12 protein-coding genes are annotated in these 15,944 nt (G+C 37.2%); all 12 read left to right on the top strand.

Annotation, left to right across the window (positions count from 1 at the left end; translation table 11 throughout):
* The first annotated feature begins 126 nt into the window (after positions 1–126).
* Positions 127–684 (top strand): ribosome hibernation-promoting factor, HPF/YfiA family, encoded by a 558-nt coding sequence (hpf, locus tag X953_RS13375; RefSeq protein ID WP_040956040.1) that lies wholly within the window; start codon positions 127–129, stop codon positions 682–684.
* Between the two features lie 661 nt (positions 685–1,345).
* Entirely contained in the window at positions 1,346–1,498 is a 153-nt protein-coding gene (locus X953_RS19840; protein ID WP_156958490.1) for a hypothetical protein, read from the top strand.
* A gap of 251 nt (positions 1,499–1,749) precedes the next feature.
* Positions 1,750–4,263 (top strand): preprotein translocase subunit SecA, encoded by a 2,514-nt coding sequence (secA, locus tag X953_RS13370; RefSeq protein ID WP_040956039.1) that lies wholly within the window; start codon positions 1,750–1,752, stop codon positions 4,261–4,263.
* A gap of 64 nt (positions 4,264–4,327) precedes the next feature.
* Positions 4,328–5,432 (top strand): peptide chain release factor 2 gene (prfB, locus tag X953_RS13365; protein WP_156958489.1). Its coding sequence is split into 2 segments (ribosomal slippage): positions 4,328–4,399 and positions 4,401–5,432, totalling 1,104 coding nucleotides; the frame shifts between segments, so codons are not numbered across the junction.
* Positions 5,433–5,652: 220 nt separating this feature from the next.
* Positions 5,653–6,015, top strand: coding sequence for a cytochrome c551 (cccB, locus tag X953_RS13360; protein ID WP_040956038.1), 363 nt, complete (start codon positions 5,653–5,655; stop codon positions 6,013–6,015).
* Positions 6,016–6,374: 359 nt separating this feature from the next.
* Complete coding sequence (gene ftsE, locus X953_RS13355) at positions 6,375–7,061, top strand: cell division ATP-binding protein FtsE (protein ID WP_040956037.1); 687 nt, start codon at positions 6,375–6,377, stop codon at positions 7,059–7,061.
* The gene (ftsX, locus tag X953_RS13350) at positions 7,051–7,944 is read left to right on the top strand and encodes a permease-like cell division protein FtsX (RefSeq protein ID WP_040956036.1); all 894 of its coding nucleotides are present in this window, start codon (positions 7,051–7,053) and stop codon (positions 7,942–7,944) included. Before ftsE ends, ftsX begins: the two co-directional genes overlap by 11 nt.
* Positions 7,945–8,010: 66 nt before the next feature.
* On the top strand, positions 8,011–9,438 hold the full coding sequence (locus X953_RS13345; RefSeq protein WP_040956035.1) for a murein hydrolase activator EnvC: 1,428 nt from the start codon (positions 8,011–8,013) through the stop codon (positions 9,436–9,438).
* Between the two features lie 164 nt (positions 9,439–9,602).
* Complete coding sequence (locus X953_RS13340; protein ID WP_040956034.1) at positions 9,603–11,063, top strand: S41 family peptidase; 1,461 nt, start codon at positions 9,603–9,605, stop codon at positions 11,061–11,063.
* 112 nt (positions 11,064–11,175) lie between these two features.
* On the top strand, positions 11,176–12,348 hold the full coding sequence (locus X953_RS13335) for a PDZ domain-containing protein (RefSeq protein ID WP_040956033.1): 1,173 nt from the start codon (positions 11,176–11,178) through the stop codon (positions 12,346–12,348).
* A 336-nt stretch (positions 12,349–12,684) separates the two neighbouring features.
* On the top strand, positions 12,685–13,734 hold the full coding sequence (locus tag X953_RS13330; protein ID WP_040956032.1) for a multicopper oxidase domain-containing protein: 1,050 nt from the start codon (positions 12,685–12,687) through the stop codon (positions 13,732–13,734).
* Positions 13,735–13,961: 227 nt separating this feature from the next.
* Positions 13,962–15,944, top strand: coding sequence for an excinuclease ABC subunit UvrB (gene uvrB, locus X953_RS13325; RefSeq protein ID WP_040956031.1), 1,983 nt, complete (start codon positions 13,962–13,964; stop codon positions 15,942–15,944).

Raw genomic sequence — 15,944 nt, 5'->3', positions numbered from 1 at the left:
AAATTGCATTACCTCAAGGTTTGGAACAAACAAAATAAATAATAGAAATTAATGAGTGGTTTAAGCAGGAATTCTGGCGGGAAACATAGTATAATAAATACATAAGGATGAAAGGAGGACACGTTTATGAAGTTTAACATTCGTGGTGAAAATCTTGAGGTGACTGATTCTATACGTGAATACGTAGAGAGGAAGATTAGCAAGCTGGAAAGATACTTTGATACACCCCCAACATCCGAGGTGCATGTTAATTTAAGTGTCTACAATGATGAGCAGACAATTGAGGTTACTATTCCAATGACAAATCTCTTGTTGCGCGGTGAAGTGCAACATGTTGACTTATACGCTGCCATCGACTTGGTCGTTGATAAACTTGAAAGACAAATCAGAAAGTATAAAACAAAAGTCAATCGTAAATTTAGACAAGAAGGTTCTCCAAAGCACGTGTTTGCTGAACTGGAAAGAGAAGCAAATAATGTTGCCGTTGAAGAAGAATCAGATGAAATTGATATTGTGCGAACAAAGAGGTTTGATTTAAAGCCAATGGATTCTGAAGAAGCTGTGCTTCAAATGGATATGCTTGGTCACTCATTTTACGTTTTTACAAATGCTGTTACAAACGAAACAAATGTGGTTTACCGTAGAAAAGACGGCAAGTATGGACTAATTGAACCAAATGCTTAATAAAAAATAATGCTGATACAAAAAGCGATCCTTATAAAGGATCGCTTTTTGAGTCTCATCGTTTAGTCTATGGCTTCAAAACATACTTTGAAGATTAGAATATTTCGAATTATAGATAGACTCCCAACTAAAGTATACTTATTTCTCTGTTAATGTAACAAGACTATATAACGCCGCTATGGAAAAATACTGCGCTTTTCCGGGGCGGCTGATGAGCCTCGGGCCAACACGATGTTGGTCATGAAGGCGTTGCGACACGACGTCGCGACTTTAGCCTTCCAACCACTATAACGCATTCCGGGGTCTCGCCTATGCCTCATCTCCCCCAGAAGTCTTCGTATTTTTCCTTCGCATTTTACTCCTACTACGTAATAATGAAAGTTGTTTTAGGTAATGTTTATACAACAACTTTTACATTAGCATCGAGGCTAGGACTATGATTGATACTACCCATGTCAATATTTGTCGAACGAATAGCCAATTTGTATATTTGGACAATCGTTTTGCTGCATTCTTCGATATATTCATTTATTTCTTGTCGAAATCCTTGCAATAAAGAGAATTCCTTGTCGAAACGAACTCTAAATTTCAAAAATGGCAATTAGCCTTTATACCTAGATATGTGTTATAAATAGGTCAATAGATACAAGGTGGTGAATAAATGAAAAGGGAAGAAAGGGAGGCGCTCGACAATTTAGCAAGAAAGGTTCATAAACAAGAAGAGACGATTGCGCAGCTCATTGAGATTATAGCTGCTACTAATCAAAGAATTACACAACTGCATGAGAAACAAAGAAAAAGTTTCTCCTTATGATTCAACTTTATTAACCTTCGCAGGAAAGTCAATGACTTTTCACACATATCTTCGCTGTATCCTTCCATTAAAAGGAGTAGTTCATCCCCGGACTGCTCTTTTTGTTATTCTCTCCCTCTAACGTACATGCAGTTGTCATCCAACTTTAGATAGTGTTATTATTATATATGGACGATTAAATATGCAAGCACGTATATAAAATATGTAGAAATGATGAATTATATTTTTATATAGATTGAGGAGCGTTTATTATGGCTGGATTAATTAAGAAGATCTTTGGGGATGGAAATCAAAGGCAGCTTAACCGACTACAAAAAAAAGTAGATCAAATAGAGGAATTAGAAGTCGATATAAGTAAGTTGTCTGATGCAGAATTACAAGAGAAAACAAATGAATTTAAACAACGGTATCAGAATGGGGAAGATTTGGATAGCTTACTTGTTGAAGCATATGCGGTGGTACGAGAAGCTGCCAAACGCGTATTAGGTATGAGACCTTTCCAAACACAGCTAATGGGTGCCATTGCGCTTCATGAAGGTAATATTGCGGAAATGAAAACAGGGGAAGGTAAAACACTTGCCTCAACGATGCCTGCATATCTTAATGCGATTTCAGGTAAAGGTGTGCATATTATAACAGTTAATGAATACTTAGCAGATCGTGACGCAAAGGAAATGGGTGAACTTTTTCACTTTCTAGGTCTGACTGTCGGTTTAAATGGAAATGGATTAACTAAAGAAGAGAAAAAAGAGGCATACCTGTGTGATATAACTTATGGAACTAATAATGAATATGGTTTTGATTACTTGCGGGATAATATGGTGCTTTACAAGGAGCAAATGGTTCAACGGCCTTTAAATTATGCCATTATTGATGAAGTCGACTCCATTTTAATTGATGAAGCAAGGACTCCACTTATTATCTCTGGTTCTGCAAAAAAATCTGCATCTCTTTATCAGCAAGCAAATAGCTTTGTAGGTACGTTAAACCGTGAGGGTGACTATACGTATGATGAAAAAACAAAGGGAGTTCAGTTAACTGAGGAAGGTATTAACAAGGCTGAACGATATTTTTCTATTGAAAATTTGTTTGATTTAAATAACGTTTCGCTTACTCATCACATTAACCAAGCATTAAAGGCACATGTTTCGATGCACCGAGATACAGACTATGTGGTACAGGACGAAGAAGTTGTAATTGTTGACCAATTTACAGGCCGTTTAATGAAAGGTCGCCGTTACAGTGACGGTCTTCATCAAGCAATCGAAGCAAAAGAGGGACTGCAAATACAGAATGAAAGTATGACCCTGGCTTCCATCACTTTCCAAAACTTCTTCCGTATGTATAACAAACTTGCAGGTATGACGGGTACTGCTAAAACAGAGGAAGAAGAATTCCGGAATATTTATAATATGGACGTTCTGGCAATACCAACAAATAAACCAATAGTTAGAGATGACCGTGCGGATTTAATTTATAAATCCATGCAAGGGAAATTCCAGGCAGTAGTCGAGGAAATTAAAGAAAGGTATGAAGCTGGTCAGCCAGTATTAGTAGGTACGGTTGCTGTTGAAACATCTGAGTTAATTTCGCAGCTGTTAAAAAAAGCTGGGGTGAAGCACAATGTTTTGAACGCTAAAAACCACTATCGTGAGGCTGAAATTATTGAAAATGCTGGTCAAAAAGGTGCAGTAACGATTGCAACTAACATGGCTGGTCGTGGAACCGATATTAAGCTTGGTGAAGGTGTGAAAGAATTAGGTGGACTTGCGGTAATCGGTACAGAACGACATGAATCGCGCCGAATTGATAATCAGTTGAGAGGACGTTCAGGTCGTCAAGGTGACCCTGGATTAACTCAATTCTACTTATCAATGGAAGATGAGCTGATGCGTCGGTTTGGCTCAGATAATTTGAAAAATATGATGGAACGTCTAGGAATGGACGATAGTCAACCAATTGAAAGTAAAATGGTTTCCCGTGCTGTAGAATCTGCTCAAAAACGTGTGGAAGGAAATAACTTTGATGCACGTAAAACGGTTCTCTCTTATGACGATGTATTAAGGGAACAGCGTGAAATTATTTATAAACAACGTTTTGACGTAATTGATTCAGATGAAAATCTGAGAGATATTATTGAAAACATGATTTTATCCACAGTTACTAGGGTGGTTGCGACACATACAGGCGATGATGATGACAGTAATTGGGACTATAAGGCTATTATCGAGTTTGTACATGGAAGCCTTCTTGACCCTGAAGATATTAAAGAAGAGGATTTAAAAGGGAAAGATCCAGAGGAAATGAATGAACTGATCATGGAAAAAGTACGTGGTCGCTATGATGAGAAAGAGCAAGAACTTACCGAGGAACAAATGCGTGAATTTGAAAAAGTTATTTTATTACGCACTGTTGATTCTAAATGGATGGATCATATTGACCAAATGGATCAGCTTCGTCAAGGAATACATTTACGAGCATACGGTCAAAATGATCCGCTTCGTGAGTACCAAATGGAAGGTTTCGCTATGTTTGAAGCCATGATTGAGAATATAGAAGAAGAAGTTTCCAAATATATTATGAAGGCACAAATTCGCGATAATTTACAACGCCAGGAAGTAGTTAAAAATACACAAGCAGTGTCCGGTGATCAAGAAGATAAGAAAAAAACCAATAAGCCTTATGTGAAAAAAAGTAATGTTGGTCGGAATGATCCTTGTCCATGTGGCAGTGGTAAAAAGTATAAAAACTGTCATGGTAAGTAAACACGAAACACTCCTCTTATGATGGGAGTGTTTCATGCTTTAAATATAGTGAAGAGGTGAGAAAATGGAATTGGTAGAAATTAGAAGTGAGTTAGATAAAATGTTAAAACGAATTGAAGACTTTAGGGGGTCTCTTTGACTTAGATGAAAAGAGAGCAAGAATTAAAGAACTGGAATTAAACATGTCTGAACCATCATTCTGGGATAACCAGGATGAAGCTCAAAAAGTTATTAGTGAGGTAAATGGGCTAAAGGGATATGTTACCAACTTTGAAGATCTTGAAGAGCGCCTTGAAGATCTGGAAGTGACCTTTGAGCTTGTTAAGGAAGAAAATGACAAGGAATTGTTTGATGAATTAAATGAAGATGTAAATGTTATAAAAAAGGAAATAAATAATTTTGAATTACAAATGCTATTAAGTGAGCCTTATGATGCAAACAACGCTATTCTAGAATTGCATCCGGGAGCAGGCGGGACTGAATCCCAGGATTGGGCAAGTATGCTTCTTCGTATGTACCAACGTTGGGCAGAAAGTAAAGATTTTAAAGTAGAAACGCTTGATTACCTTCCTGGTGATGAAGCAGGGGTTAAAAGCGTTACATTACTTATTAAAGGACATAATGCGTATGGTTATCTGAAAGCTGAAAAAGGCGTACATCGTTTAGTCCGTATTTCTCCATTTGATTCATCTGGACGTAGACATACGTCATTTGTATCTTGTGAAATTATGCCAGAATTGACAGATGATGTGGATATCGATGTAAAAACAGAAGATATTAAAATAGATACGTATCGGGCGAGTGGTGCAGGGGGGCAGCACGTGAATACAACGGATTCAGCTGTACGCATCACTCACATACCTACAAATGTAATTGTTACTTGTCAAAATGAGCGCTCCCAAATTAAAAATAGGGAAGCAGCAATGAAAATGTTAAAATCTAAACTTTATCAGCTGGAAATTGAGCGACAACAGAAGGAACTTGATGAGATACGAGGAGAGCAGAAAGAAATTGGTTGGGGAAGTCAAATTCGCTCCTATGTCTTTCACCCATATTCTATGGTAAAGGACCATCGTACGAATGTAGAGGTTGGGAATGCTCAAGGAGTTATGGATGGAGATATTGACCCATTTATTGATGCATTTTTGCGCTCAAAAATTAATGGATAAAAAAATCTTCTGTGCACAAACTATGAAATATATCACACTAATGACTATGAAGAATAATTTCACTGAATTGACACAAACTGGCAATATCATTGATTTGCCTATATTACAGTGCTGATAACGTTAACGGCACGTTTTAAAAGGGGTTTTATTTCTTTGGAAAAGGGTTATAATAAATTATGATAGTCATTAAACTAAATTTTGCGTTAGGGGGATTTAAGTTATGAAAAAATGGTTACTAACAATTCTATTTGGTACTGCTATCGTACTAGCTGCATGTGGCGGCGGTGACGAAGGTGGTTCAGACGAACAACAAGACGCTGGTGATAATGCAACAGAAGAATCTTCTGAAGGTGGTTCTGTAGATTCCGCAGCTGCAGAAGAAGTATTTGAAAGCAATTGTGCTTCATGTCATGGTGCAGATCTTTCCGGTGGAGCAGGACCAGATCTAACACAAGTTGGTTCTAAATATTCTGCAGATGAAATTGCTGATATTATTAAAAATGGTAAAGGAAGTATGCCTGCAGGATTGGTATCAGGTGATGACGTAGATTTACTAGCTAACTGGTTAGCTGAAAAGAAATAATCTTTAATATCCAAACAAAGTCTGGCTTATCAAAGTCAGACTTTTACTTTTTTATAGACATAATTAAACAGTTGATCACCTCACCCCCGTTAGTTCATATTACCTCCTTTTTTAGTACTTTCTAATGTTACAGGTTTGTATTAACCTCTAACAATTAATTCCTTTTTCTTACAAAAAAACCAATTATATTTCAATTAAGGACACCTTTGAAACACAAATGTAACAATTTTATGTCTAAAAAAACTGGCGAAAGATGTTATAATGTATAAGAAATCTTTTGATTGCTTCCTTCAAAAAGTGGAGCAATCTTTTTCAGTGAAAAGACTTGGCACGACAATAAAATTAAAGGTGATTTTTATATGATATTAATGAAAGATGTTCATAAAACATATCCAAATGGGGTTACAGCCTTAAATGGTATTAATGTTGAAATAGATCAAGGCGAATTTGTATACATAGTTGGCCCGAGTGGTGCGGGTAAATCAACGTTTATTAGGTTAATGTATCGTGAAGCTAAAGCAACAAATGGAACAATTATGATAAATGATATTGATATGAGTAATTTAAAGGAAAAAAAAGTACCTTTTCTTAGAAGAGATATTGGTGTTGTCTTTCAAGATTTTAAGCTTTTACCTAAACTATCAGTATATGAAAATATTGCTTTTGCACTGGAAGTAATTGAAGAATCTCCACGAAATATCCGCAAACTAGTAATGGATGTACTGGAACTCGTCGGTCTGAAAAATAAGGCACGGTTTATCCCAGATGAACTGTCCGGGGGTGAGCAACAGCGTGTGTCCATTGCCCGCGCAATTGTCAACAAACCTAAAATTGTTATTGCAGATGAACCGACTGGAAACCTTGATCCTGACACTTCATGGGAAATCATGAAAATACTGGAAGAGATTAACTCCAGTGGAACAACCATAATAATGGCAACACATAGTAAAGAAATTGTTAATACGATTAAAAAACGAGTCATTGCAATAGAGGATGGACTTATTGTGAGAGATGAGCACCGAGGTGAATACGGCTATGAAATTTAGAACAGTGAGACGACATCTTCGGGAAGGGTTTAAAAATATAGCAAGAAATGGATGGATGACGGTAGCTTCCGTAGGCGCAGTAACGACTACACTTATCTTGGTCGGTGCCTTTCTAGCTCTAATGCTTAACTTAAACCAGATGGCAGACAACATAGAAGAAGATGTGGAAATAAACGCTTTACTTGAACTAACGCTTGAAGAAAATCAGATAACAACTATAGGAGATAAAATTAAACAGATGAATGGCGTGGATTCAGTCGTTTTTTCTTCCAAAGATGAGCAGTTGTCTGAATTAGTTGACAGCATGGGAGAGGAAGGGAAATCCTGGCAGCTATTTGAACAGGACAACCCATTGAACCATGTTTACATTATCAAAACAAAAGAGCCACAAGATACAATAAAAGTTGCTGATAAAATTTCTGATCTGCAAGGAGTTCAGGAAGTTAATTATGGACAAGGGGTCGTCGAACGACTCTTTGAGTTTAATAAATATGCCAGAACGATCGGGCTTGTGCTAATCGTTGGATTAGTTTTTACAGCAATATTCCTAATTTCCAACACAATTAAGATTACGATTATGGCACGAAGCAGAGAAATTGGCATTATGAAACTAGTAGGAGCAACAAACGGCTTTATCAGATGGCCATTTTTTATTGAAGGTCTCTTACTCGGGATTTTAGGAGCTGTAGTTCCGATTGCTGTTATCTTAGGTGGCTATTACTATTTAGAAAACAATATTAGCCAACGAATTAATTATAGCTTTGTTGAGTTATTGCCATTTAACCCGTTTGCATGGCAGTTATCCCTTATCATATTAGGTATTGGTGCATTGATCGGTGTATGGGGAAGCGTAATGAGTGTCCGTAAGTTTTTAAAAGTTTAATAACAACAGTTGTTGATAGCATCAAAGATAAAATATTTTTAAACACAGGGAAGGGGAACACGGGTAATGAAGAAGATCTTTTCGTTCGGAATGACCACGGTTTTAGTATTATCTCTAAGTATTGGAACGGTAACTTCAGTATCAGCGGAATCAATAAATGGATTGAATGATAAGATTAATGAGCTGGAAAAAGAAAAGCAGGAATTGAATGAAAAACAGGGTAACATTTCCAGTGATAAGAAAAGTACGGAATCAAAAATAAATAAAAACTTGGATGAACAGAGTTCCGTAGAACAGGAAATCCAAAAAATTGATGAAAAGTTAAACGATACAAAAAGTAAAATCTCAACAAAGGAAAATGAAATAAGCGAAACAAATAATAGAATTGATGAATTAAAGAATAGAATAGTAGAGTTAAAAAAAGAAATAAAAGTGTTAAAAGAGCGAATTAAAAAGCGTAATGAACTACTTAAAGATCGCTTGCGTGCCATTCAAAAAAATGGCGGCAACATGAAATACATAGAAGTTATTCTAGGTTCACAAAGTTTTGGTGATTTTATTAGCAGATCTTCTGCGGTTAATGCCATTATGGATCAGGATAAATCTATTATGGAAGAACAAAAAGCAGATAAGCTTTCTTTAGAAAAGAATAAAGCTGAAGTAGAAAACAGCAAAAAAGAAGTAGAAGCTAAAAAAGCATCTCTTGTAGATCAAAAGAAAGAGCTTGTTGCATTAAAAGGTGATTTAAATAGCCAAATGAAAGAAAGAGAATCATTGATGGCTAAGCTGGAAGAAGAACATTCTGACCTGGAAGAGTATAAAGTAAGCCTTGAAGATGAACAGGAAATTCTTGCTGCTCAAGCATCTGCGGTTGAAAAAGCAAAACGTCTGGCAGAATCAGAAAAAGGCAAATTGGAACAACTTGCTAAAGAAGAAGCCGCTAGAAAAGAGAGAGAAAGAAAGGCGGCAGCTGCTGCTAAAAGAAAATCAAGTAGCTCACAATCTAGTTCGAACTCAAGCTCTAATTCCAATTCAGGAAGCAGTACAAGCTCAAGTGCAAGTTCAAGCTCAAATAGCGGTGGAGGTATTTTCATCTGGCCAGCTGCCGGTCCCAAGACTTCTGATTATGGATATCGAATTCATCCAATTTACGGAACAAAGAAACTTCATGCTGGTATGGATATAGGAGCTGGTACTGGAACTACATTAAAAGCAGCTGCCTCAGGAGTAGTTATCCGTGCAGGATGGATGAATGGGTATGGAAACACAATTATGATTTCACATAGTATTAATGGAACGAACTACACCACGTTATATGCACACCTTAGCAGAATCTCCACTTCTGCAGGTGCCGTAGTAAGCCAAGGACAAACTATTGGTGCTACTGGTAATACAGGTGGTTCTACAGGTCCGCACCTTCATTTTGAAGTTCATAAAGGCGGTTGGAATGCTTCGAAGAGCAATTCTGTCAATCCATTAAACTACTTAAATTAATTTGATTAAAGAAAAGGACATCACGATATTGTGATGTCTCTTTTTCATAGGAAAGATTATGATATAATTACATAAACTAAGTAATAAACATAGTCATATGTAGAGGAAAGTGATATGCTTTTTTAGTGTACATGTGCATTCAACATAATGATTGAGGTGGAAATATGAAATTAGGAAAAATGAAAATAGTTCTTTTGCTGCTGGCAGCATTGTTTCTAGGATTTGCTGGAGCCTATACGGGTGTAAAGCTTGCAAATCAAGGAGAGTCAACCATTGAACAAAGTGTGAATAATCAAACCACAGAAAAATCTGATGAAGAAGCAGCATCAGCTCCGCAAGATATGCAGAAAGTTGTACAAGCATATACCTTAATCAAACAGAATTATTTAAAAGATGTTGATGACAAACAGTTGATTGAAGGGGCCATTCAAGGTATGTTAACAACCCTTGAGGATCCTTTTAGTTCTTATATGGATGCAGAATCCATGAAGGATTTCAATGAACAAATAGAAGCAGAGTTTGAAGGAATTGGAGCGGAGGTCAGCATGGTTGAAGGGAAAGTGACCATCGTGGCCCCAATTAAAGATTCGCCTGCTGAAAAGGCGGGACTCCGGCCAAATGACCAAGTTTTATCTGTAGATGGGAAAAGCTTGGAAGGCTTGGATTTAAACGAGGCTGTTGCAAAGATACGAGGGGAAAAAGGTTCAGAGGTTGTCTTAGAGGTTAAACGAGCTGCAGCTTCAGAACCTTTTGATGTAACTATTGTACGTGATACTATTCCGGTTGAAACAGTATATAATGACGTGCAAACAGTCAATGGTAAAAAAACTGGAATTCTGGAAGTGACTAACTTCTCTGAGCACACTGCTGAGGAGTTTACAGAACAACTGGATAGTCTTGAGAAAAAGGGAATTGAAGGCTTAGTTATCGACGTGAGAGGGAATCCAGGTGGCTTACTTAATGTTGTCGAAGACATGCTAAAACTATTTATACCTGAAGATATGCCATACTTGCAGATTGAAGATCAAAATGGTGATAAAACACCTTATTATTCTCAGTTAAAAGAAAAGAAAGAGTATCCAATAACCGTACTAGTAGATGAAGGTAGTGCATCTGCCTCGGAAATTTTGGCTGTGGCAATGAAGGAAGCAGGCTATGACGTAGTAGGCCAAACAAGTTTTGGTAAAGGAACAGTACAACAAGCAGTCCCATTAGGAGATGGAAGTACCATTAAGCTTACTTTCTATAAATGGCTTTCTCCAAAAGGAAATTGGATCAATGAAAAGGGAGTAGTACCAACAATCGAAAAGAAACAACCTGATTACTATTATTCTAATCCTATTCAGATTGACGACCCATTTGGATTTGATCAATCAGATGAGAAAATTGGGAATATCCAAAAAATGCTTTCTGGTTTAGGTTACGATCCAGGAAGAGAAGATGGCTACTATAGTAAAGAAACAGCAAAAGCTGTGAAAACATTTCAACAGGAAAACGATATAAATGTAACTGGAGAAGTTGATGATAAGACAGCTGGCTTGCTGGAGACAAAGGTTGTAGAAAAAATACGTAATGGAGAAGATGACATCCAGTTGGAAACAGCACTGAAAGCTTTATATAAATAAGCAAAAAGCCGCGGCTGAAACCGCGGCTTTTTAACACAAAATATTGCAGGAAAAAAGTCGATAACTATCGAATAATACAAGAAGGTAGTTTAACAGAGAAGGTGATGAAGCAATGAACATGTGGGCAATTGAACTAGGGAAGGGTTTAGCTAAACTTTTTCTCCAACCGTTGCTGTATTGGAGTCTGTTCCTTGTGTTATTAGCAGGTTACAGGCGAATTAAACAAGAAAGAAAAAATTTCGGTATTAAAATCTATGATGCTTTTTCTGAGTGGAAGAATACATTGTTTTTCTCTTTATTATTTGGTGTGATTTTTTCTTTGATCTTTTTAGGAACAGGAATGGTATTGTCTTACGAGGTAATGCTTTTTATTAGTATTGTAATTATACTTTTAAGTATTACTGGCAAATTTTCGTTACTATCACCAAGCTACACCATTGGCTTAACCTATGTAATTTTATTGTTTTTCCCATTTCTAAAGGAGAAAACTCAACTAATTTCCGACATTAGTTTTAGTGTAATCGTTATTCTATTGGGTATAGGATTAATTGCAGAAGGGGTCTTGATATGGAAAACGAGGAAGCAGGAATCCTACCCTGAGCTTATAAAAGGTAATAGGGGTGGTTGGATTGGTCTGCACCGTTTAAAAAAATTAAGTATAATTCCTTTTTTTACACTTGTTCCAGCGGGATTAATTACACCTTTTGCACCATATTGGCCATATTTTTCTATTGGTGAAACAACCTATAGCCTTGTGCTTTTTCCTTTATTAATCGGATTTGAACAAGTTGTATTAGGTAATGCTCCTGCAAATGCGGCACGCCGTTTGGCTAAACAAGTGATCCTCTTAGGAGTTTTGGTCCTGGCCTTGGCTATTGGGAGTATATTCCAGGCTTGGTTCTCTCTGGGAGCAGTAGTTTTATCAATTCTTGGAAGAGAATTAATCAACTACAGATTCAGAGCTGCTGATCGATTAGCTCAACCTTTCTTCCAACGTACAAAGGCAGGGCTTAAAGTATTAGCAATTATCCCTGAAACTCCTGCTGAACGTCTTGAAATTCTACCTGGTGAAATTATTACCAAAGTGAATGGATTCAGAGTCAGTGGCTTTGAAGAGTTTTACTATTCACTCCAGCAGAGTGGAGCCTTTTTCAAATTGGAAGTAATAGATTTCAATGGAGAAAACCGTTTTGTACAAGGTGCTTTATATGAAGGGGACCATCATGAATTAGGGGTAGTATTTGCCGCAGATCCCTACAGGAAGAAAAAGCTATTAAGTAACTAACATATTATTTACCCAAGGTAATTCTATGGTTGACCATGGAATTACCTTTTTAATTGGCAACTTAGCTAGTTTCAAACGTTATTAATGTGAATTATTCACAAACAGTAACACGGAAAGTTGCTAATTTATCCTATTTATACAGTATTTACTGTCTTTATGTCAGACATAGATTGTTCATATAAACACAAATGAAGTGTGATGCGAATCACAGGTGGCTAGGTACATAAATCATAAACTAAGAATGAAGATAGAGCCATTCACTCAGAGCAGATAACTAAAAACATATATGGTTGGATGGCCTAAGGTTATCTTCAATCTTAACTAGAGGTGAATAATATGTTGAAAAAAGCTGCGTATACGTTAATTGCTGTGTTATTGGTAAGTGCTTTCGTGTTATCTGCTTGTGGTAATGGTACAAATGAGGTTCAACATGAAGTGTCTAAGGATCTTGAAGACTCCGTAAAACAAACAAGAGCAGCGGAAGATTTACAAGATGTCATAGCTCCACATAAAGAATTGAATCAAGAGCCTGTACCTTTGGAGTTAGAACGGGATGGAAAAGATGTATTTGTTACAATGACAGCGCAAATTACAGATATTGAAATTGATAAAAATTATAATTACAAGGCATGGACGTTTAACGGAGAGGCTCCAGGACCGTTAGTTGTAGTAAATGAAGGGGATACCATTCACTTTACATTAGAGAATAAGGACCCAGCAATACCTCATAGTATGGATTTCCATGCTGTCCATACTGCGCCGGATAAAAACTTTGTTGATGTGGCTCCAAATGAAGAGGGTGCTTTTTCTTACAAAGCATCTAATCCAGGTGTGTTTATGTACCATTGTGGTACTGCGCCTGTTCTCCAACATATTGCAAATGGAATGCATGGTGTTATTATTGTAAAACCAAAGGACGGTTATCCAACTGACAGTGAAGTGGATAAAGAGTATGTAGTTATTCAGAACGAATGGTATAAATACAATGATCTTGAAAATATGACAAACGATGTGCCTTCCCAAGTTGTATTTTCCGCGAAAGCATTACATGTAGGGCAACCAAATACGAATGGAACTGTGAGTGCTGTGAAGGATGAACCGTTATTAGCAAATGTTGGTGATAAAGTGCGTATCTATATAAATAACGTAGGTCCAAATGAAGTTAGCAGCTTTCATGTAGTAGGTACTATGTTTGATGATGTTTATATTGATGGTAATCCAACCAACCACTTTAAAGGGATGCAGACGATTATGCTACCTGCAAGCGGTGGTGCAGTTGTAGAATTTACTGTCAAAGAAGAAGGAGAATACCCATTTGTAACACATCAATTTAACCATGCTACTAAGGGGGCAGTTGGGTTAATAAAAGTAACTAAAGGTGAATAATAGGCTCTACTTTATTTAATATTATCAAGGAAAACATCGGCGAAAAGGCTGGTGTTTTTTTATGGTGAAATATTACTGGTATGATTTTAAGTAGGCTTATAAGGGTATAATGTCTTTAGAAGAGAAGGGTTAAAGCATTTTTATCGAATATTTGTTCGTTAATATGTTAAAATTATTTGTACGTATGATAAACTATTTATAGATGATTCAGATCGGGGGCAAGACTAGTGAATAATACGTTTGAATTAATAGCGAACTACGAACCGCGTGGCGACCAGCCTAAAGCAATTCAAGAAATCGTTGATAAAATTCTGGCTGGTCAGCGTCATCAGACGTTACTTGGAGCAACTGGAACAGGGAAGACGTTCACGATGTCTAACGTGGTAAAAGAAATAAATCGGCCAACATTGGTCATTGCGCATAATAAAACTTTAGCTGGACAGTTATATAGTGAATTTAAAGAGTTTTTTCCAAATAACGCGGTTGAATATTTTGTCAGCTATTATGACTATTATCAACCGGAAGCTTACGTACCATCTACTGATACTTTTATAGAAAAAGACGCAAGTATAAACGACGAGATTGATAAACTTCGACATTCTGCTACATCTTCATTATTTGAAAGAAATGATGTTTTAATTGTAGCAAGTGTTTCTTGCATATACGGCTTGGGTTCTCCTGAAGAATATAAAAGTCAGGTACTCTCACTTCGAATGGGGATGGAAAAGGACCGAGATGCTCTCTTACGTGATCTTGTGGATATCCAATATGCAAGAAACGATATTAACTTTCAACGTGGTACCTTTCGCGTACGTGGAGATTCAGTAGAAGTAATTCCAGCTTCCCGAGAAGAACACTGCATACGGATTGAATTTTTTGGCGACGAGATCGATCGTATTCGTGAAGTGGATGCATTGACAGGCGAAATTATTGGCGACCGGGAGCATATTGCAATATTCCCTGCTTCCCACTTTGTTACGCGTGAAGAAAAGCTCAAGAAAGCTATTATAAATATCGAAAAAGAGTTGGAAGAACGACTGAAAGAACTTCGTGCGGAAAACAAATTGCTGGAGGCACAGCGTTTGGAGCAACGTACAAATTATGATATTGAGATGATGAATGAAATGGGCTTTTGTTCTGGAATTGAAAACTATTCCCGTCATTTAACATTCCGTAATGAAGGTGACACACCATATACCCTGTTAGACTTCTTCCCAGATGATTTCCTTGTGGTAGTGGATGAATCTCATGTTACTCTGCCACAAATCAGAGGAATGTATAATGGGGACAGGGCTAGAAAACAAGTACTGGTAGATCATGGATTTCGATTGCCATCAGCACTCGATAATCGACCATTAAAATTCGAGGAGTTTGAGAAAGCAACAAACCAGCTCGTTTATGTTTCAGCAACTCCTGGTCCTTATGAAATGGAACATTCACCTGAAATGACAGAGCAAATTATAAGGCCAACAGGATTACTTGATCCTAAAATAGATGTGCGACCAATTAATGGACAAATTGACGATCTTATAAGTGAAATTAATAAACGAGTAGAGCGAAAAGAGAGAGTGCTCGTTACCACTCTGACTAAAAAAATGTCAGAGGATCTAACTGATTATTTAAAAGAAATTGGAATGAAGGTTGCTTACCTGCATTCGGAAATTAAAACACTGGAACGAATTGAAATTATAAGAGATCTGAGGGTTGGTAAGTATGATGTGTTAATTGGCATTAATCTGCTAAGAGAAGGACTTGATATACCGGAGGTCTCACTAGTGGCAATACTAGATGCAGATAAAGAGGGCTTCCTTCGTTCAGAAAGATCTCTCATCCAAACAATGGGGCGCGCCGCACGTAATGAAAATGGAGAAGTAATAATGTATGCAGACCGTATTACTAACTCCATGCAGGTAGCGATAGATGAAACCAACCGTCGTCGAGAAAAGCAAATGGCTTATAATGAACAACATGGCATAACCCCAACGACAATCAAAAAAGATGTGCGTGACGTCATACGTGCAACCATAGCAGCAGAAGAGCAGGAAGAATACGGAGATAATAAGAAGAGTCTAGCTAACCTCACCGGAAAAGAAAAAACAAAAGCAATCGAACAAATGGAAAAAGAAATGAAGGATGCTGCCAAAGGGCTTGACTTCGAGAAAGCAGCTGAACTTCGGGATATCATTTTAGAGCTTAAAGCTGGAGGTTGA

It is taken from the genome of Virgibacillus sp. SK37 (genome assembly GCF_000725285.1).
Classification (GTDB): domain Bacteria; phylum Bacillota; class Bacilli; order Bacillales; family Amphibacillaceae; genus Virgibacillus_Q.
The sequence above is the reverse complement of the archived record's forward strand: the minus strand, read 5'-3'. Positions and strand labels throughout refer to the sequence as shown.